We start from the raw sequence: 17,290 nt of genomic DNA on the forward strand, positions 1-17,290 counted from the left end.
GACCACACCTGCAATAAGATCCTTCTGACGGAGCGTAGAGGACTGGGCGGACCAGTTCAGGTGTTCGGCTCGAACCTCCCGTCTCATGACACCGGTTCCTCGCCGTCAGGCCGGCGGGCGCAGGACGCGAGGCGATCGGCGAGTCCGACGACGAGGTCGCGCAGTTCATCGGGGCGCTCGATGACGAACGGCCGGTCGAGTGCGGCGAGTGTCCGCGGCAACCAGTCGAGCCGCTCCACCCGCAGCTCGACGCGCAGCCAGCGCTCGGCCGCCCGGTCCTCGCCTGCCGCGGGCTCGTGCTCCTCCAGGCTCGCGACACCGGCGGGAAGGTGCGCTCGGATCTGCTCGGCCGTCCCGTGGATTCGCAGGGTCACCTCATGCCGGTACTCGGCCGTGGCGAAGCCCGACAGCACGCGCTGTGCCGGACCGGGGCCGGCCGGCACTTCGAAGGAGCCGGGCAGGGCCCGCGCGGCTGCGATGCGATCGAGCCGGAAGGTCCGGTCCTCGCCGATCCCGGCGTCCTCGCCCGTCACGTACCACCGGCCCGCATGGGCGACGATGCCGTACGCGTGCAACGTGCGTTCGCTGCGCCGGCCGTCGCGGTCGGTGTAGCGGATCGAGACCGGCCGGCGGTGGCGCACCGCGTCGGCGAGGGTGAGCAGGACCCCGGCGTCCGGGTGGTCCGGCTCGCCGGGCTGATCAGTGAAGGCGAGGGATTCCAGGAGTGCGTCGAGCCGGCGGGCGATGTGCTTGGGCAGCACCCGCCGGATCTTGGCCGATGCCGTCTCGTTCGCCGTGCGCTCGGTCGTCGTCAGCCCTGCCCGGCGGCCGGCGATCAGGCCGAGCAGCACGGCCAGCGCCTCGTCGTCGCTGAGCATGAGCGGAGGCAAGCGGTACCCGGGAGCCAGCCGGTACCCGCCGTAGCGGCCGCGCACCGACTCCACGGGCACGTCCAGGTCGATCAGCTGGTCCACGTACCGCCGCACGGTGCGCCCTTCGACGCCGAGCCGTTCGGCGAGCTCGGCCACGGTCCGGGTGCCGCCCGACTGCAGCAGCTCCAGGAGTGTCAGCACGCGGCCGGTGGGTCGGGGCATGGGCACAACCTAACGCGAATAGAGGACCGATTCTGTCCACTATCTCTCCTAGCCTGCGACGTGCACGCATTCAGCACAGCCAAGGAGATTCCCATGGACTTCGTCTCGATCCGCATCATCACCGGCGACGTCGCACGCCTCGTCGAGTTCTACGAGCAGGCCACCGGACTGCGGGCGACGTGGGCCACCGAGGACTTCGCCGAACTCAGGACCGCGGGCGCCACGCTCGCGATCGCCGGCACCCGCACCGTCCCGCTGTTCGCCCCGGGCTCCGCCCGTCCGGCGGAGAACCACAGTGTGATCACCGAGTTCCTCGTCGACGACGTGGACCGCGTTCACCGGAACCTGACCGGCTTCGTCACCGAGTTCGTCGCCGAGCCCACCACGATGCCCTGGGGCAACCGGTCGCTGCTGTTCCGCGACCCCGACGGCAACCTCGTCAACTTCTTCACCCCCGTCACCCCGGCGGCCGTCGAGAAGTTCGCACGCTGACGCCGCGGCCCGGTCCGACCTGATCCACGAGACCGGGCCGGGCCCTGTCCGGGCTAGCCGGCGTCGACCGCCGCCTCGTAGGGGAAGCGGGCGAGCGGGGCGTCGCGATGGAAGAAGGTCTTGGCGCGCTCCAGGGCCCGTGCGTCGTCGCGCACCTGGCCCGGGGCGGAGCCGTTGCCGAACAGCACACCGCCGAACCGCATCCGCATGTAGGCCGCGGAGTTGTTGAGGGTGGTCACCATCCCGTCGGCGACCTCCTCCTCGGTGTGGGCCATCACGGTCACACCCCAGAGCGTCCGGCCGGCCATCCGTGCCCTGAAGTCCGCGCCGGGCACGCGCAGCCAGCGCGACCAGTGGTCGAGGTAGCGCTTGGCCTGGGCCGAGACCGTGTACCAGTAGAGCGGCGAAACGATCACGACGTCGGTCGCCGCCAGCGTGGCCGCCAGGAGCTTCTCCTCACCCTCCCCGGCCGGCCAGGTGTCCTCGTCGTGCCGCCCGTCCTGGAAGTCGGCGAGCGGGATCCGGTTCAGGTCCACCCAGCTCCGGGACATCCCGGGCGGCAGCTGCTCGGCGGCGGCGCGCGCGAGGATCTCGGTGTTGCCGTCCGAGCGGGAGCTGGCCAGGACGAAGAGGAACGAGCGGTCGGTGCCGGCGGCGGTGTCGTTGGTCACCCTGGGTCCTGTGTCGGGCCCGGCCACGGCGGGCGGCGGAACCGGCCCTCCGCCCGCAGTGCCGGGAGGCGGTACGGTCTCGCCGCCTACAACCCACCCCGCCCCGACCGGTATTCCGGCCGGGGCGGGTCAGGCTGCCACCGGCGACGGACGGCCCGTCAGGCCGCCGCGAGCGCGGCGTCGGCGGCGGCCAGGCGGCGGGCCTGCTCGGCGACCCGGCGGCCCAGGTGCTCGGCCGTGGCCAGGTCGGCGGGGTTCATCTCCTCCGGCCCCTGGTCGCCGTTCGACTGGGCGGCCGCGCCGAGCCAGAAGCCTAGCCGGTTGAGGTCCTGGGCGGTGCCGGTGCTGCGGTTCCAGCCCGGCAGCAGGCCCAGGCTCACCCAGGTCATGCCGTGCTGGGCCGCGAAGACCGACAGCGACTGCAGGGCGTTGAGCTTGTCCCCGCTCATCGCACCGGAGTTGACGAAGCCGGCGGCCAGCTTGTCCTGCCAGGCCTGGGCCGCCCAGCGCTTGCTGGTGGACTCGGCGAAGGTCCGGAAGGCGGCCGAGACGTCGCCCAGGTAGGTCGCGGAGCCGAAGACGATCGCGTCCGCGGCGTCGAGCACCTCCCAGTCCTCCTCGGTGACGGTGTCGACGGCGATCAGCCGGGCGTCGGTGCCGGGCACGGACGCGGCACCCCGGCGGACGGCCTCGGCCTGGCGGGCGGTGTGGCCGAAGCGGCCGTGGTAGGCGATGGCGACGGTGACGCCGCGGAGTCCGGCGGCGGGCTCGTTGGACATGTGGGTTCCCCCTGAGTGGTGGTGGTGCCGGTGGTGGTGGGCCGGTGGTGGTGGGCCGTACGCGTGGCCGGACGGCCCCCGGTGGCTTCGTCGGCGGCCGCGCACCGGCGGCCGGCGACGTGGCGTCAGTCCCGGCCGCGGGCGAGGAAGGCGTCGATCAGCGGGGCGATCTCCGGCAGCTTCTCCTCCAGCGCGAAGTGCCCGGTGTCGAACACGTGCAGCTCCGCGTCGGGCAGGTCGCGCAGGTACGCGCGGGCCCCGGGCTCGGTGAAGAAGGCGTCGTTCCGGCCCCAGACGATCAGCGCGGGCGGCCGGTGGGTGCGCAGCCACTCCTGCCAGACCGGGTAGAGCGCGACGTTGGAGTGGTAGTCGAGGGCCAGCTCGACCTGGATCTCCTTGCGCCCCGGCAGGTCGAGGAAGTGCTGGTCCAGCGTCCAGCCGTCGGGGGCGACCAGCTCCGGGTCGCCCGTCCCGCCCTCGTACTGGCTGCGGGTCATCTCCAGGGTGAGGATGGCGCGGACCCGGTCGGCCGCTCCCTCGACGCCGTGCCGGTTGGCGATGAACTCCCGCGCGAGGTCGGAGAGCCCCTCCTCGTAGGCGTTGCCGTTCTGGACCACCAGGCCGGTGATCCACTCCGGGTGCCGGGTGGCCAGCCGCAGGCCCACCGGGGCGCCGAAGTCGAAGACGTAGAGCGCGAACCGGTCCAGGCCGAGGGCCTTGCAGAAGCCCTCGGCGACGTCGGCCAGGGTGTCGAAGCGGTAGTCGAACTCGCCGGGCGCCGGGCTGTCGCTGTGCCCGAAGCCGGGGTAGTCCGGCGCGACCAGGCGGTAGCGGGTGCCGAGCACGTCGAAGAGCCGGCGGAACTGGTGCGAAGCGGACGGGAAGCCGTGCAGCAGCAGGAGCACCGGCGCGTCCGCCGGGCCGGCCTCGCGGTAGAAGACGCGCAGGCCGTCGACGTCGACGAAGCGGTGGTGGACGGCCGGCGGCACCGGCAGCGGCCGTTCGGTGGCGGGCGACGGCACGGCGTCGGGCGACGGTTCGGTAGCGGGCGACGGTTCGTTGGCGGCTGAATCAGCCATGAAGACACTCCCCCTAAAGTGGACCCGAGTTGGGTTAGCGCGATAATGACAGGGCGCAGGCTTCAAACACAACAGGAGTTCAGTTTGTCTCATGCCCCGGAAGGACCCTCGGAAGGAACCGCGGAAGGTCCCTCGACCGGCTCCACGGACTACCGGCCCGACGACCGGCCGGGCACCCGGCGGCCCGGCGGCCGGACCGCCCGGACCCGGGCCGCCGTGCTCGCCGCCGTGCGGGAGGAGCTGGTCGAGACCGGCTTCGCCCAGGTCACGGTGGAGAAGGTCGCCCGGAGGGCGGGCGTCGCCAAGACCACCGTCTACGCCCGGTGGCGGGACCTCCCCGGCCTGGTCGTCGACCTGCTCGCCGATCTCTCCACCACCCGCGTGCCGCTGCCCGACACCGGTTCGCTCGACGAGGACCTGCGGCTGGTCGCCCGGCGGCTGCTGGAACTGATGCGGGCCGAACCCGACATGACGATGTTCCGCGCGATCGTCGCCACCGCCGTCCACCACCCCGAGGCGCGCGAGGCTCTCAGCGCCTTCTTCCGGCAGCGCCTCGCCACCACCGCCGAACTGGTCGACCGCGCCATCGAGCGGGGCGAGGTTCCGCCCGGCACCTGTCGGCTGGAGGTCGTCCGCACCATGTCCGGCGCCTTCTACTACCGCATGTTCATCACCGGCGAGCCGCTGACCGAGGCCGTCGCCGACCGCGCGGCGGCCGTCGCCGCACATTCGGCCCGGGCCGGCCTGCTGCTCGCGGCTCCGGCCGACGGCGAGGGCGGCGACAGCGAGGGCAGCAACGGCGAGGGCGGCGACAGGGCGGCCGGCGAGGCCCCGCACACCGACGCCCCGCACACCGACGGCCCCGGCGCCGGCTGACGGCGGCGGCGCGGGGGCCGCACCCCGGCGTGGGAGGCTGGGGCGCACCCGTTCCGCCCCACGAGGAGCCGACACCTTGGACCGCCCGACCGCCGCCCTCCGCCTCGACGCCATCGCCTCCGGCCACCCGACCGGCATCCTCGACGCCGCCGAGCAGGCCGAACGCCGCGGCATGGACCGGCTGGTGGTCTCCGAGACCGCCTACGACCCGTTCCTGCAGCTCGCCCGTGCCGCCGACCGGACCAGCACCGTCGAACTGGCCACCGGCGTCGCCGTCGCCCTCGCCCGGACCCCGATGACGCTGGCCTACCAGGCCTGGGGCCTGCACGCGGCCTCCGGCGGACGGGCCGTCATCGGCCTCGGCTCGCAGGTGAAGCCGCACATCGAGAAGCGGTTCGGCATGCCCTGGGACCGCCCGGCGGCCCGGATGCACGAGTACGTCCACGCGGTGCGGGCGATCTGGCAGAGCTGGCAGACCGGCGAGCGGCTGCGCTTCCGCGGCGACTTCTACACCCACACGGTGATGACCCCGGTCTTCTCCCCCGACCCCGTCCCGGCCGGCGTGCCCCGGATCCTGCTGGCGGGGGTCGGCCCGCTGATGGTCCGCACGGCCGGCGAGGTGGCCGACGGCTTCCTGAGCCACCCGTTCACCTCCGTCGCCTACCTGACCGAGCAGGTGCTGCCGCGGCTGGCCGAGGCACGCGGACGGGCCGAGGCCGAGGGCGCCGCCTGGACCGACCGGCCCTTCGAGATCGCCGGCAGCGTGCTCACCGCGACCGGCCGCACCGAGGAGGAGCTGCGGGCCAACCTCGCCAAGGTGCGCGAGCGGCTCGCCTTCTACGCGTCCACCCCCGCCTACCGGCCGGTGCTCGCCCAGCACGGCTGGGAGGACCTCCAGGAGGAGCTGCACCGGCTGTCGGTGCGCGGCCGGTGGGAGGAGATGGCCGCGCTGGTCGACGACCGGGTGTTCGACGCCTTCGCCGTGGCCGGGACGGTCGAGGAGGTCGCCGGGGAGATCCACCGCCGCTACGCCGGCCTGGCCACCCGGATCTCGGTCAGCCTGCCCGAGGACGCGGACCCCGGGCTCGGCCTGGACGTGCTGGCCGCCATCCGCGATCTGGGCTGACCCCGGCCCGGCGGGTGCGCCGCCCGGATCGCCTCCCCCGACCGGACGGCCGCCGGGGCCGGCCGCCGTGCGCGGCGGGATTCTTGGCGTGATGTCGTCACTCTCCGAAGCCGGGCGTTGACCGCGGGGCACGGCGAACGGTTGGCTCTGCCCCGGGGGCGTGGGCAGCATGCCCCCGGAGCCGGCCGCCGGGGGGCGGGCCGCGCGGACGCGGCGCGACGCCGTGCGCGGCAACGGCGCGATCGAAGGAGGGGACCAACCATGGCCAGTTCATCGACAGCCTTCACGAGTAACGCCCATGACGTGACGTCAGATCCAGCCGGAGGGCCCGGCCACGGCCGGGCGCCGGGGCGCCGGCGGGCCGCCGTCGTCGTCGCCGCGCTGGTGGCGGCCGCGCTGGCCGGGACGGCGGCGCCCGCCGCGGCCGGCCCGGCCCGGTCGCCCTGGGCGTCCACCAGCCGGGTGAGCACCGGCCAGGCCGGCGCGCAGCCCGACGGCGCGTCCTGGGCCAACGGGCTGAGCGCCGACGGCCGGTACGCCGTCTTCAGTTCGACCGCCACCAACCTCGTGCCGGGCGACACCAACGGCCAGACCGACGTGTTCGTGCGGGACACCTGGACCGGCCGGGTCGAGCGGATCAGCCTGGCCGAGGACGGCTCCCAGGGCGCCGCCGGCTCCTACGACGGCGCGATCAGCGGCAACGGGCGCTACGTCGTCTTCACCTCGACCGCCGCACTGGCCGCCGGCGACACCAACGGCGCCGAGGACCTCTACGTCCGCGACCGCTGGACCGGCCGCACCGAGCGGCTGACCACCGGCGACCCGACCCGGGACCAGACGGACCGCAACTCCTACCGCGCGTCGGTCAGCCTGGACGGCCGCTACGTCGCCTTCGCCTCCACCCGGACCGACCTGGTGCCCGAGGGAACCCCCGGCCTCGCCAACATCTTCGTCACCGACCGGTGGAACGGCACCACCCGGCTGATCAGCGTCGGCGCGAACGGCGGGCCGGCCGACCGCCCCTCCGCCGAACCGGTGATCAGCGCGGACGGCAGCACCGTCGGCTTCATCTCCAAGGCCACCAACCTCCTGCCGCCGGACGGCACCGGCGCGCCGGCCGCCGCCCCGCAGTCGACGGCCCCGCAGGACGGAACCCCGCGCGCAACCCCGCAGCCCGCCGTCGCACAGCCGGCCTTCGCGCAGCCGAGCGCGGCGGAGGCCGCCGCCGAGGACGCGGTCCCCGACCACCGTCCGGGCGTGCCGTCCGGGGCCGGCCGGTCGGCCTCCGGGCCGGGCGCCGCGCAGGGCGCCGGACCGGATGCCGCGCCGCCGACCGCGGCACGCGCCGACATCCTCAAGCCGCGCCAGTACCCGTTCTACCTGCACGACCTGCGGACCGGGCGGACCAGCGGCGGGAGCATCGGCACCGACGGCTTGCTGCACGGCGCCGCCGGCGGCTCGCTCAGCCCGGACGCCCGCTACGCCCTGTTCTCCCTGCCCGTCACGGACCCGGCGCAGCCGGAGGGCGGCCTCGGCTGGCACTTCCAGGTCTTCGTCCGCGATCTGCGCCAGGGCACCGTCCGCCCGATCGGCACCGGTCTCGGCGGCGCCGCGCTCACCGGCTCCTCCTACGACGCCGTGATGGCGGCCGGCAACCGCTGGGTCTACTTCACGTCGTCCGCCGACAACCTGGTGGCCGACGACACCAACCTGGTGGAGGACGTCTTCCGCCACGACCTGTGGACGGGCCGCACCGAGCGGGTCAGCGTCTCCTCGGACGGGGCGCAGTCGGCGGGCTCGTCCTACCTCCCGTTCATCGACGCGCTCGGCACCACCGTGCTCTTCACCGCGGACGACGGCACGCTGGTCGCGCCGGACACCAACGGCGCCTCCGACGCCTTCGCCCGGCGGCTCCCGCTGCCCTGAGCGTCCTCGGGAACCCCCGCCCCGGCCCGGCCGGGCTCTTTGACCGATCGTCACAGAGCCCGGCTGGGCCGGTTCTTGACACATTGGTCCAGACCTCTTGACGCTGCATCAGGGGACTCCTACGCTTCCCTGCGATCGCGTCGCACACCCCGGGCACTCCTCGCCTGTCAGGGGCGCGACATCCACGATCGGGCTTCCCGCCGAACACCCCCACTGTCACTCGCCATGGCCTCCCCCACACCGGCCCCCGCACGGGCCCACCGGGCCATGGCCGGAAGGGAGCACACGTCATGATCCAACGGACCGTCCGGCTGCTCGGCGCCGCCCTGGCGCTGGCCCTCGCCGCGCCCGTGGGCGCCGGCACCGCAGCCTCCGCCGCGCCCGCCGCCCCGGGTACCGCGGCGTCGGCCCCGGTCTCGGCCGGCACCGCCGCCGCCACCTGCGCGACCAAGCCCCGCCCCACCGGCAAGGTGCTGCAGGGCTACTGGGAGAACTGGGACGGCGCCGCCAACGGCGTCCACCCGCCGCTCGGCTGGATCCCGATCACCGACAGCCGGATCCCCGCCCACGGCTACAACGTCGTCACCACCGCGTTCCCGGTGATCCTCTCCGACGGCACCGCGCTCTGGCAGGACGGCATGGACAGCACCGTCAAGGTGCCCACCCCCGCCGAGGTCTGCCAGGCCAAGGCCTCCGGGCTGACCGTCCTGATGTCCATCGGCGGCGCCGCGGCCGGCATCGACCTGAACAGCACGGCCGTCGCCGACCGGTTCGTGGCCACCATCGTGCCGATCCTCAAGGCCAACAACTTCGACGGCATCGACATCGACATCGAGACCGGCCTGGTCGGCACCGGCAGCATCACCAGCCCCTCCCCGTCCCAGGCCAACCTGATCCGGATCATCGACGGCATCCTGGCCCAGATGCCCGCAGGCTTCGGCCTGACGATGGCGCCCGAGACCGCCTACGTCACCGGTGCCAGCATCGTCTACGGCTCCATCTGGGGCGCCTACCTGCCGATCATCAAGAAGTACGCCGACAACGGCCGCCTCTGGTGGCTCAACATGCAGTACTACAACGGCAGTATGTACGGCTGCTCCGGCGACTCCTACTCCGCGGGCACCGTCCAGGGCTTCACCGCCCAGACCACCTGCCTCGACAAGGGCCTGACCGTCCAGGGCACCACCGTGCGGGTCCCGTTCGACAAGCAGGTCCCGGGCCTGCCGGCCCAGCCCGGCGCCGGCGGCGGCTACCTGACCACCGGCCAGGTCACCCAGGCGTGGAACAGCTACGGCACCGGCGCGAGCAGCAGGCTCAAGGGCCTGATGACATGGTCGTTGAACTGGGACGGCTCGAAGAACTGGACCTTCGGCAACAACGTCAAGTCGCTCCAGGGCCGCTGATCCTGATCCCCTGACCGGGCACCCCCGGCTCCCGGCCGACGGCGGCCGGGAGCCTCCGGGCGTTGCTTCCCCCGGGGGCGCTTTGTCAGCGCTGCGCCCGGGCCGGGTCGTACTGGTAGGGCGTCATGGTGGTGAGGACGACGAAGCCCAGGCGCTCCAGGATCGGGCGGCTCTGGTCGGACGCGTCCACCCTCAGGTACTCGTAGCCGAGTTCGGCGGCGATCCGGGCCCGGTGGGCGACCAGGGCGCGGTAGATGCCGCGGCCGCGCCAGCCGGCCAGCGTCCCGCCGCCCCAGAGGCCGGCGAAGCCCGTGCCGGGGTGCAGCTCCATCCGGGCCGCGCTCACCGGGATCTCGCGGCCGTCCTCGTGGGCGACGGCCAGGTGGACCTTGAAGGTGTCCGGGCTCTCGGCCAGCTGGGCCAGGATGCGGCGCCCCAGCCGGGTGCCGTCGGTACCGAACGCCTGCTCGTGGACTGCGACCACCTGGGCCACGCCGGCCTCGTCGGTGACCTCGCGCAGCTCGATCCCCGGCGTCCCGGTGCCGTCCGTCCGGCGGACGAGGCCGGCCAGCTCGGCGACCATCAGGGTCTCCGGCTCGTCCGGGGTGAAGCCGGCGGCCACCAGACGGTCGGCGAGGTCGGCCGGGCGGTCGTGGCCGTAGAGCGTCCACTCGAAGTCCTGGCCGAGCTCGGTGTAGTGGCGCACCTGCTCGGCGATCACGCCGTCGGCGGTGCCGGCGTCGAGCTCCGACCAGAGCACGCCGTTCCAGACGCTCTCCGGCCCGCTCTGGCGCACCACGCCGGGCACGTGCTCGATCCGGGCGGCGGGGGTCTCGGGCCCGGCGCCGCGGCGCATCCGGGAGTCGAGGAGGGCGAGCAGCTTGTCATGATCAATATCCATTGCGCGTACTCCACCACGCCGGCGACGGACGCGGCAACCGGAATTGCGTCATGGCCGGGCGGCCGGCCGCGAGGCTTCCGACGGCCGGGCGGTGCTCCCGGGGGCACCGCTTCGCGCGGGCGGCCCGGGAGCACCGCGGCGTCACCGCAGGGTCGCCGTCACCACGGTCGCGTCGAGGTCCTCGCACCAGGACAGGGCGGCGTCCAGCCCGGCCGCGGCCACGACGGCGAGCGCCTCGGGCACCTGGCGCTCGCTGGTCTCGAACAGCAGCGATCCCTCCGGCGCCAGCCACTGCGGCGCCTCGCCGGCCACCCGGCGCAGCACGTCCAGGCCGTCCGCGCCGCCGTCGAGCGCGGGCAGCGCCTCGTGCAGCCGGGCTTCGGCCGGGAGCAGCGCGATGTCCGCCGTCGGCACGTAGGGGACGTTGGCCAGCAGCACGTCCACCCTGCCGCGCAGTTCGGCGGGCAGTTCCGCGAACAGGTCGCTCCGCAGGACCCGGCCGCCGATGCCGGCCAGGTTGCGGCGGGCGCAGTCGACGGCGGCGGCGTCGACGTCCGACGCGTACACCTCGACCGGGTGGGCGACCTGCGCCGCCAGGGCGGCGGCCAATGCGCCGCTGCCGCAGCAGAGATCGACGACCAGGGCGCCCCCGGGCGTCAGCCCGGCCGCCGTACGGACCAGGAACTCGCTGCGGCGCCGGGGCACGAAGACCCCCGGGTCGACGGCGATCCGCAGACCGCCGAAATCGGCCCAGCCCACCACGTGTTCCAGCGGACGCCCGTCCGCGCGGGAGCGGACCATCGCCGCGAGGTCGGCGGGCGTGGCCGCGGCGGCGAGCAGGATGCGCGCCTCGTCCTCGGCGAAGACGCACCCCGCCGCCCGCAGCCGGGAGGCCACCGACGAACGCAGCAGGGAGGAGGAGAAGACAGACAAGGAGTAATCCCAAGGAAGTGAACGGGCGGAGCCATCCGCCCGGGCTCCCCCGAAGGGCCGTCACCGAACCGGCCCGGCACCACTACAGCTGCGGCGCCACGCCATCACGGCCGTTCCCGGGGAGCACCCGCTCCGACACACGGTTGATGGGTCTCACCTCCCCCTGGATCACGTTCACATTCGGCGCGGCCACCCTATCGCACCGAGGGCACCGCACCCCGGGATCCGCGTCTCGGAAGGCGCGCGGCCCGGACACGCGCGCGGCCGGCGAAACCCGGTGGAACCGCGGTCCGCCGCCGTGATCGACTGGGGCCGTGAGCTTGTCGGTGACTGAGTTCGTCGTCGGTGGGGACGGCCCGCCGAACCCGCTGGAGGCCGAAGCATGACCGCACTCGACGACTTCGCCACCTGGGAGCCGCTGCTGCGGCTCCTGCGCGCCGCCCACGCGGAGCGTCTCGCCGCGCCGGGCGGCTACGTGGCGGGGCGGATCGCCCGGGACGGGTGGAGCCTGCCGGCGCTGCAGCCGCGGCGGGCCGTGCCGGTCACGGGCGTGCCGGTCACAGTGGTGCGGGGCGAGCTCGACGCGGTCCAGCAGGTCCAGGACGCGCTCGCGGCCGCCGGCGTCGACGACGTCGCGTTCACGGCGGAGATCCCTCCCGGCGGGAGGGCGGTGCTCCAGCTGTTCACCCCGAGTGCTGCCGTCGGCCGCGCTCTCGGCAACGCCCACCCGGGGGCACTGCTCCTGGTCGAAGGTGCCGTGCCCGCGCCGTGGCGCCGCCGGCCCGAGGCGGTGCCCGAGGCACGGCCGGCCCCCTCCGCGGACCTGGCACTGCTGGAGCGGACGCTCCGCGAGCGGATTCCCGATGCCGTCGGCGCCACCGAGGAGGAGATCGCCGCCGCGGAGGCGCGCCTCGGCTTCTCGCTGCCCGCCGAGGTCCGGGTGCTCTACCGGGTGACCCGGGCCCGGCCGGCCGACTGGGTTGACGACGACGAGGCGGCCGAGCGCGTCTTCGACGCCGTCGGCTTCGAGCTGACGGCACTGGACTGCATCTCCGTCGCCGACACGCCCGACCGTTCGTTCCTCTGGGAGCTCGCCGCGACGGAGGCGGCCGTCACCCCGCCCGATTCGGCGACGCAGAACCTGGTCGGCTCGCCCGGCTGGGTCGTCATCGGCGAGACCGGCGGCGGGGACAGGGTGGCCGTCGACCTGACGCCCGGCCCGCGGGGCCACACCGGGCAGGTCATCGTCCTCGACCGCGCGTACGGGCTCGGGGCCGGCCTGCTCGCCGAGTCCCTCACCGACCTGGTGCAGGATCCGGAGCGTTCCTGGTGCTCCGCCCGGAGCTGGGACCGGCCGCCCTACGTGGCGCGGATCCACCGCCCCTACGGGCAGGGTGTCGAGGCTGCGGCCCACCCCGGCCTGGAGGTCCTCAGCCTCGGCGGGACGGACGGCGAGCCGTTCAGCCTCGCCGCCGTCGTGGGGCTGCCGCGCCTGCGCACCCTCGTCGCCTGCCCCGGGACGCTCGTCGATCCGCTGGAGATCGCCGGCCTGACCGGCCTGGAGTTCCTGAGCCTGCCGCCGGAGGACTGGCGCGCCCTGCTCGACGCCGACGCCGTCCCGAGGAGCCTCGCGGCGGCCGGGATCGGGGTGTACACCGACCGCGACCCGCGCCCGGTCATGGCACTCGCGAACGAGCTCCTCGCCCTCCGGGGCCGGCCACCGATCACCGAGACCGTCGTGGAGGGCGAGCTCGGGCGCCTGCCGTAGCCCCTGTGCCGCCGCGCCGCTCAGCGCCCCCGCCGCGCCGTCGTCGGTCAGTCCTGGGCCAGGTACTCGGCGACCAGCTCGGCGAACGCGTCCGGGGTGACGATGCGGATGCCCAGTTCCTCGGCCTTGGCGCGCTTGGAGCCGGCCTTCTCGCCCGCGACCAGCAGCGTCGTCCGCTTGGAGACCGAGGAGGAGGCCTTGCCGCCGGCGCGCTCGATCAGCTCGTTCACGCCGTTGCGGGAGAGGTCGGCCAGCGGGCCGGTCATGGCGCCGGTGACGACGACGCTCTCGCCCGTCAGCGGGCCGGCCGCCGGCGCCGCACCCTGATCCCCCGACGCCGCGGCCGCGTCGGCGGTCGCCGCGGCTCCGGCGGGCGCGGTCACAGCGGTGCCCACGCCCTGGGCCGCGAGCTTGTCCAACAGGCCGGCGACGTCCGCCAGTTCGGTGACGATGACGGCCGCCTTCTCCGTCCCGATGCCGTCCACCCCGGCCAGCGCCTCGGCGTCGGCGGCCCGGACGGCCGCCATGCTGCCGAAGTACGCGGCGATCCGGCGTGACATCGTCCGACCGGTGCCGCGGATGCCGAGTGCGCAGAACACCCGGTTGAGCGGCTGGGAGCGGGCCGTCTCGATGGCGGCGAGCAGGTTGTCGGCGCTGGTGTCGCCCATCCGCTCCAGGGTGAGGAGCTGCTCCTTGGTAAGGGTGAAGAGGTCCGCGAGGTCGGCGACCAGCCCGGCCTCGACGAGTTGGACGGCCCGGGTGCCGCCGAGGCCCTCGATGTCCAGCTGGTCCCGCCCGGCGGCGTAGATGATCGAGGCGACCGCCTGGCAGCCCCGGCCGCGCACGCAGCGCCAGCGCTGCTCCGAGGTGTCGATGGCGTCGCCGCAGCGCGGGCAGACCTCGGGGAACTCGATCGGCTGCTCGGCCCCGGTCCGCTCGTCCACCAGCGGCGCCTCCACCCGCGGGATGACGTCCCCGGCGCGGTAGACGAAGACCTGGTCGCCGATCATCAGGCCACGCCGCTCGATGTCCGCCGGGTTGTGCAGGGTGGCGTAGGTGACGGTGACGCCGTCGATGACCACCGGTTCCAGGACGGCGCGGGGCGCGATGATGCCCGTCCGGCCGACGTTCCACTCGACCCCGAGCAGCCGGGTGACCTTGTGCTGCGCCTGAAGCTTGCGGGCCACCGCCCAGCGCGGGGCGCGCGAGCCGGAGCCGGCCTCCTGCTGGTCGGCCACCGCGTCCGCCTTGACCACGACCCCGTCGATGCCGAACGGCAGCGCGGCACGCAGGGCGGCGATCTCGTCGATCCGCTGCGCGACCTCCGCCAGCGTGGCGCAGCGGCGCGGGTCGGCGGCCGTGCTGGCCGCGGTGTTGGCGCCGAGCTCGGCGAGCCGGGCGAGCAGGTCGCCGTGGTCGAGGTCGCTGTGGTCGGCGCCGGGGAGGCCGACCGCGCCGTAGGCGAAGAAGGTGAGCTCGACGCGGTAGGGCCGGTCCTTGGCGCGCAGGGTGCCGGCGGCGCCGCTGCGCGGGTGCGCGAACGGGGTGGCGCCGTGCGCGGTGCGGACGGCGTTGGCGTGGTCGAACTGCTCCTGGGTGAGCAGGACCTCGCCGCGCAGCTCGATGTCGACCGGCTCGGCGAGCCGCTCGGGCAGGCCGAGCACGGCGTCGGCGGCGTGGGTGATGTCCTCGCCGGCCAGGCCGTCGCCCCGGGTCAGCACCTGGCTGAGGCGGCCGGCCCGGTAGCGGGCGGCGACGGCGAGGCCGTCCAGCTTGGGCTCCACGCACCAGGCGGCGACCGGCCGGCCGAGCCGGCGCTCCAGCCCGGCGGCCCAGGACTCCAGCTCCTCGGCGGAGAAGACGTTGTCGAGCGAGAGCATCGGCACCGAGTGCGGCACGTCGCCGACCGCCGCACCGCCGGCCACCTTGCCGGTCGGCGAGTCCGGCAGCACCTCGTCCGGGTGCGCGGTCTCGTAGGCCTCGATGGCGCGCACCAGGGCGTCGTACTCGTCGTCCCCGAGCGGGGTGGAGCCGTCGGCGTAGTACGCCGCGGCGGCCCGCACGGCCGTCGCGACGGCGTCGACGTAGGCGCCGGGAGACGCCAGGGCAGCGGGGGAGGCCAAGGTGGCTTCGTCCTTCATGAGCCCATCATGTCGCGCCGCACTGACATTCGAACCAGGGTGCGGAGGCGGACGGCGGGAGCGGCGTCCGGGCAGGCGAGGCTGGCGATCCGGTCGGGCGGGAACGGCATCCGGTCACCGCATCGTGCGGGTACCGCCGAATTCGGACCCGATTTGATCGTGTTCGGTCAAACATGCTCACGGAGCGTTTCCCCGCGGGCGACGGCGGAAAGCCGACCCGCGGCACACCCGGCACGGACCGGGTGCCACGAGACGAGGAGATCCCGATGTCCGTACGCATCGCCCAGGTCACCACACCGCCCTCCCGGGCCGGCCGCCACCTCGACCCGGCCCGCACGAGCGCCCTGAAGGCGGGCAAGTTCTTCCCCGCGACCGAGCGGGGGCTGCGCGACGCGGTCGCGCCCGACGACGTCATCAACCAGTCGCCGCCCGCCGACGGGGCGATCGCCAGCACCGGCGACCCCTCCGCCGCCCAGCTCGACCGGCCCGGGAGCGACTGGGCGAAGACCGACGTCCGCGCCGGGCAGCGCCTGGACGTGGTGTGGAACGACGTGTCGGGCGCCGTCCGGCGGTGGAACTACTTCCTCACCCGCCCGGGCTGGGACCCGTCGCTCCCGCTCGGCCGGGACCAGTTCGAGCCGGATCCGGTGCACCGGGTCGAGAACACCCGGCAGCCCTACTGGCTGGCCACCCGGGAGCTCGTCCCCGAGGGGGCCGTCACGCACGCGGTGGAACTGCCGGTCCGCAGCGCGGGCCACCACGTCCTGCTGGCCGTCTGCGAGACCGCCGACACCGGCAACGCCGCCTACGAGGTCATCGACCTCCGGTACGTCTGAGCCGTCCGGGGCGACCTGCGGCTCCGGGCCGCCCTGCGGGGTGGCCTCGGGGTGGCTCCCCCTCCCGCCGCAGGGCGGTGGGAGGGGAGACACCGGATCAGGACAGCAGGTCGATCCTCGTCCCGATGCCGCGCTCCTCGGCCTCCCGGTGGGCGAGGCGGGCGAGCGCGAGGTCCTGCCAGGGCAGCCCGACGGGGGCGTAGACGGTCCGCGCCGCGCCGTCCGGGCGGCCCGGGTGCTCGCCGCGAAGGACCTCGCCCAGGGTGGCCGCAGCAACCGAGGCGGGCAGTCCGGCGGCCGCGAGCGCCCCGGCGGCGGCCGCCAGGTCCCGGTCGTCGACCACGAGGAGCGAAGCGGCCAGCAGATCGGCGGAGAGCTCCTGCTTGCCGGGTTCGTCGGCCCCCAGCGACGTCAGGTGCTGGCCGGGCCGGGTGTCCGCGAGGTGCAGCAGGGGCTCCCGCGACCAGGTGGCCAGCAGCAGGACGTCCGCGGCCGTGGCGGCCTCCGCAGCGGAGCCGGCGGTCCGCCCGCCGTGCCGGGCCGCGAACGCGGCGCTCCGGGCAGGATCGGTGTCGTGCACCACGAGGTCGCGGAAGGTCCGCAGGCTGCGGAGCCCCCGCACCATCAGCTCCGCCTGCGCGCCCGCGCCGATCACACCCAGCACCGCCTCCCCGTCCGGGTCGGCAGCTGCAAGGGCGTGCGTCCCCAGGGCCGCCGCCAGGCCGGTGCGCCAGGCGGTGACGGTCGCGGAGTCCAGGAGCGCGAGGAGTTCCCCGTCGCGGCCGTCGTGCAGGCAGATCACCCCGCGCAGCGCCGGGCCGGCGCCGGGGAACTTCGCGTTCACCTTCACGGTGTAGCTGTCCGCGCCGGGCAGCAGCCCGGGGATCAGGGCGGTGGCCGTGCCGGGAAACGGCAGGTCCGCCCGGACCCGCTGCCCGGTCGCCGACCACGTGTCGGCGCTGCGGAAGCCGTCCGCCAAGGCGCCCAGGCAGGCCGCCGGGTCCAGCACGGCCTCAAGGTCACTGCGGGTCAGGATGCGCGTCACGCCCCCATGATCCCCGACCTGCTCCCCCGGTGACCGCCCGGCCCGGGCACCGGGGCGGCGACGTGCGGATACTCCTGGCCCCGCGCAGGGCGGGGGCTCCAGGATCCGATGCCACGCATTGGTCTGAACCATTGCGGGCAGAGGCGAACGGGGCACCCAGGAGCGGCCCGTCGACCGCGCGCGGTTCCGCGGGACGCATTCCGCCGCCAATGGGGTCCAA

Annotated in this window: 15 protein-coding genes; 7 read left to right on the forward strand and 8 right to left on the reverse strand. The window is 74.6% G+C overall.

All coding sequences use genetic code 11. From position 1 onward, the window contains the following. Positions 1-83 precede the first annotated feature (83 nt). Positions 84-1,094: a helix-turn-helix transcriptional regulator gene (locus ACIPSC_RS29290; protein WP_400829535.1), complete on the reverse strand. Its 1,011-nt coding sequence runs from the start codon at positions 1,092-1,094 to the stop codon at positions 84-86. A 93-nt stretch (positions 1,095-1,187) separates the two neighbouring features. Here ACIPSC_RS29290 and ACIPSC_RS29295 point away from each other — a divergent pair, with 93 nt between their 5' ends. Next, positions 1,188-1,586: a VOC family protein gene (locus tag ACIPSC_RS29295; RefSeq protein ID WP_400829537.1), complete on the forward strand. Its 399-nt coding sequence runs from the start codon at positions 1,188-1,190 to the stop codon at positions 1,584-1,586. 53 nt (positions 1,587-1,639) lie between these two features. Here ACIPSC_RS29295 and ACIPSC_RS29300 read toward each other — a convergent pair whose 3' ends face one another. The 3 genes from ACIPSC_RS29300 to ACIPSC_RS29310 form a co-directional block, all read right to left on the reverse strand. Further along, positions 1,640-2,257, reverse strand: coding sequence for a flavodoxin family protein (locus ACIPSC_RS29300; protein WP_400829540.1), 618 nt, complete (start codon positions 2,255-2,257; stop codon positions 1,640-1,642). A gap of 158 nt (positions 2,258-2,415) precedes the next feature. Continuing rightward, entirely contained in the window at positions 2,416-3,036 is a 621-nt protein-coding gene (locus tag ACIPSC_RS29305; RefSeq protein WP_400829543.1) for a flavodoxin family protein, read from the reverse strand. 125 nt (positions 3,037-3,161) lie between these two features. Beyond that, complete coding sequence (locus ACIPSC_RS29310) at positions 3,162-4,115, reverse strand: alpha/beta fold hydrolase (RefSeq protein WP_400829547.1); 954 nt, start codon at positions 4,113-4,115, stop codon at positions 3,162-3,164. Positions 4,116-4,331: 216 nt separating this feature from the next. Here ACIPSC_RS29310 and ACIPSC_RS29315 point away from each other — a divergent pair, with 216 nt between their 5' ends. The 4 genes from ACIPSC_RS29315 (at position 4,332) to ACIPSC_RS29330 (ending at position 9,446) form a co-directional block, all read left to right on the forward strand. Next, a complete protein-coding gene (locus ACIPSC_RS29315; RefSeq protein WP_400829551.1) occupies positions 4,332-4,991 on the forward strand; it encodes a TetR/AcrR family transcriptional regulator in 660 nt (219 codons plus the stop codon). A gap of 76 nt (positions 4,992-5,067) precedes the next feature. Continuing rightward, a complete protein-coding gene (locus ACIPSC_RS29320; RefSeq protein ID WP_400829556.1) occupies positions 5,068-6,117 on the forward strand; it encodes a TIGR03617 family F420-dependent LLM class oxidoreductase in 1,050 nt (349 codons plus the stop codon). Positions 6,118-6,420: 303 nt separating this feature from the next. Next, on the forward strand, positions 6,421-8,043 hold the full coding sequence (locus ACIPSC_RS29325; protein WP_400829560.1) for a hypothetical protein: 1,623 nt from the start codon (positions 6,421-6,423) through the stop codon (positions 8,041-8,043). A gap of 290 nt (positions 8,044-8,333) precedes the next feature. Beyond that, positions 8,334-9,446, forward strand: coding sequence for a chitinase (locus tag ACIPSC_RS29330; protein ID WP_400829564.1), 1,113 nt, complete (start codon positions 8,334-8,336; stop codon positions 9,444-9,446). A gap of 85 nt (positions 9,447-9,531) precedes the next feature. On the opposite strand, the gene ACIPSC_RS29335 is transcribed toward ACIPSC_RS29330, so the two are convergent. Together ACIPSC_RS29335 and ACIPSC_RS29340 are read right to left on the reverse strand one after the other, a co-directional pair. Beyond that, positions 9,532-10,341, reverse strand: coding sequence for a GNAT family N-acetyltransferase (locus ACIPSC_RS29335; protein ID WP_400829778.1), 810 nt, complete (start codon positions 10,339-10,341; stop codon positions 9,532-9,534). Positions 10,342-10,488: 147 nt separating this feature from the next. Beyond that, positions 10,489-11,280: a putative protein N(5)-glutamine methyltransferase gene (locus tag ACIPSC_RS29340; RefSeq protein ID WP_400829566.1), complete on the reverse strand. Its 792-nt coding sequence runs from the start codon at positions 11,278-11,280 to the stop codon at positions 10,489-10,491. Positions 11,281-11,662: 382 nt separating this feature from the next. Here ACIPSC_RS29340 and ACIPSC_RS29345 point away from each other — a divergent pair, with 382 nt between their 5' ends. Beyond that, positions 11,663-13,048, forward strand: coding sequence for an SMI1/KNR4 family protein (locus ACIPSC_RS29345; RefSeq protein WP_400829569.1), 1,386 nt, complete (start codon positions 11,663-11,665; stop codon positions 13,046-13,048). Between the two features lie 47 nt (positions 13,049-13,095). On the opposite strand, the gene ligA is transcribed toward ACIPSC_RS29345, so the two are convergent. Then, positions 13,096-15,189 (reverse strand): NAD-dependent DNA ligase LigA, encoded by a 2,094-nt coding sequence (ligA, locus tag ACIPSC_RS29350; protein WP_400829572.1) that lies wholly within the window; start codon positions 15,187-15,189, stop codon positions 13,096-13,098. Between the two features lie 266 nt (positions 15,190-15,455). On the opposite strand from ligA, the gene ACIPSC_RS29355 reads away from it, so the two are divergent. Then, entirely contained in the window at positions 15,456-16,025 is a 570-nt protein-coding gene (locus ACIPSC_RS29355; protein WP_400829575.1) for a lytic polysaccharide monooxygenase auxiliary activity family 9 protein, read from the forward strand. Positions 16,026-16,122: 97 nt separating this feature from the next. Here ACIPSC_RS29355 and ACIPSC_RS29360 read toward each other — a convergent pair whose 3' ends face one another. After that, complete coding sequence (locus ACIPSC_RS29360; protein WP_400829580.1) at positions 16,123-17,070, reverse strand: ornithine cyclodeaminase family protein; 948 nt, start codon at positions 17,068-17,070, stop codon at positions 16,123-16,125. Positions 17,071-17,290 lie beyond the last annotated feature (220 nt).

It is taken from the genome of Kitasatospora sp. NPDC090091 (assembly GCF_044747365.1).
In the GTDB taxonomy this organism is placed as follows: domain Bacteria; phylum Actinomycetota; class Actinomycetes; order Streptomycetales; family Streptomycetaceae; genus Kitasatospora.

Excerpts from the sequence above, each read along its gene's own strand:
- ACIPSC_RS29310 (WP_400829547.1), bottom strand. The coding sequence starts at position 4,115 with ATGGCTGATTCAGCCGCCAACGAACCGTCGCCCGCTACCGAACCGTCG.
- ACIPSC_RS29345 (WP_400829569.1), top strand. The coding sequence starts at position 11,663 with ATGACCGCACTCGACGACTTCGCCACCTGGGAGCCGCTGCTGCGGCTC.
- ACIPSC_RS29355 (WP_400829575.1), top strand. The coding sequence starts at position 15,456 with ATGTCCGTACGCATCGCCCAGGTCACCACACCGCCCTCCCGGGCCGGC.
- ACIPSC_RS29330 (WP_400829564.1), top strand. The coding sequence starts at position 8,334 with ATGATCCAACGGACCGTCCGGCTGCTCGGCGCCGCCCTGGCGCTGGCC.
- ACIPSC_RS29305 (WP_400829543.1), bottom strand. The coding sequence starts at position 3,036 with ATGTCCAACGAGCCCGCCGCCGGACTCCGCGGCGTCACCGTCGCCATC.
- ACIPSC_RS29295 (WP_400829537.1), top strand. The coding sequence starts at position 1,188 with ATGGACTTCGTCTCGATCCGCATCATCACCGGCGACGTCGCACGCCTC.
- ACIPSC_RS29290 (WP_400829535.1), bottom strand. The coding sequence starts at position 1,094 with ATGCCCCGACCCACCGGCCGCGTGCTGACACTCCTGGAGCTGCTGCAG.
- ligA (WP_400829572.1), bottom strand. The coding sequence starts at position 15,189 with ATGAAGGACGAAGCCACCTTGGCCTCCCCCGCTGCCCTGGCGTCTCCC.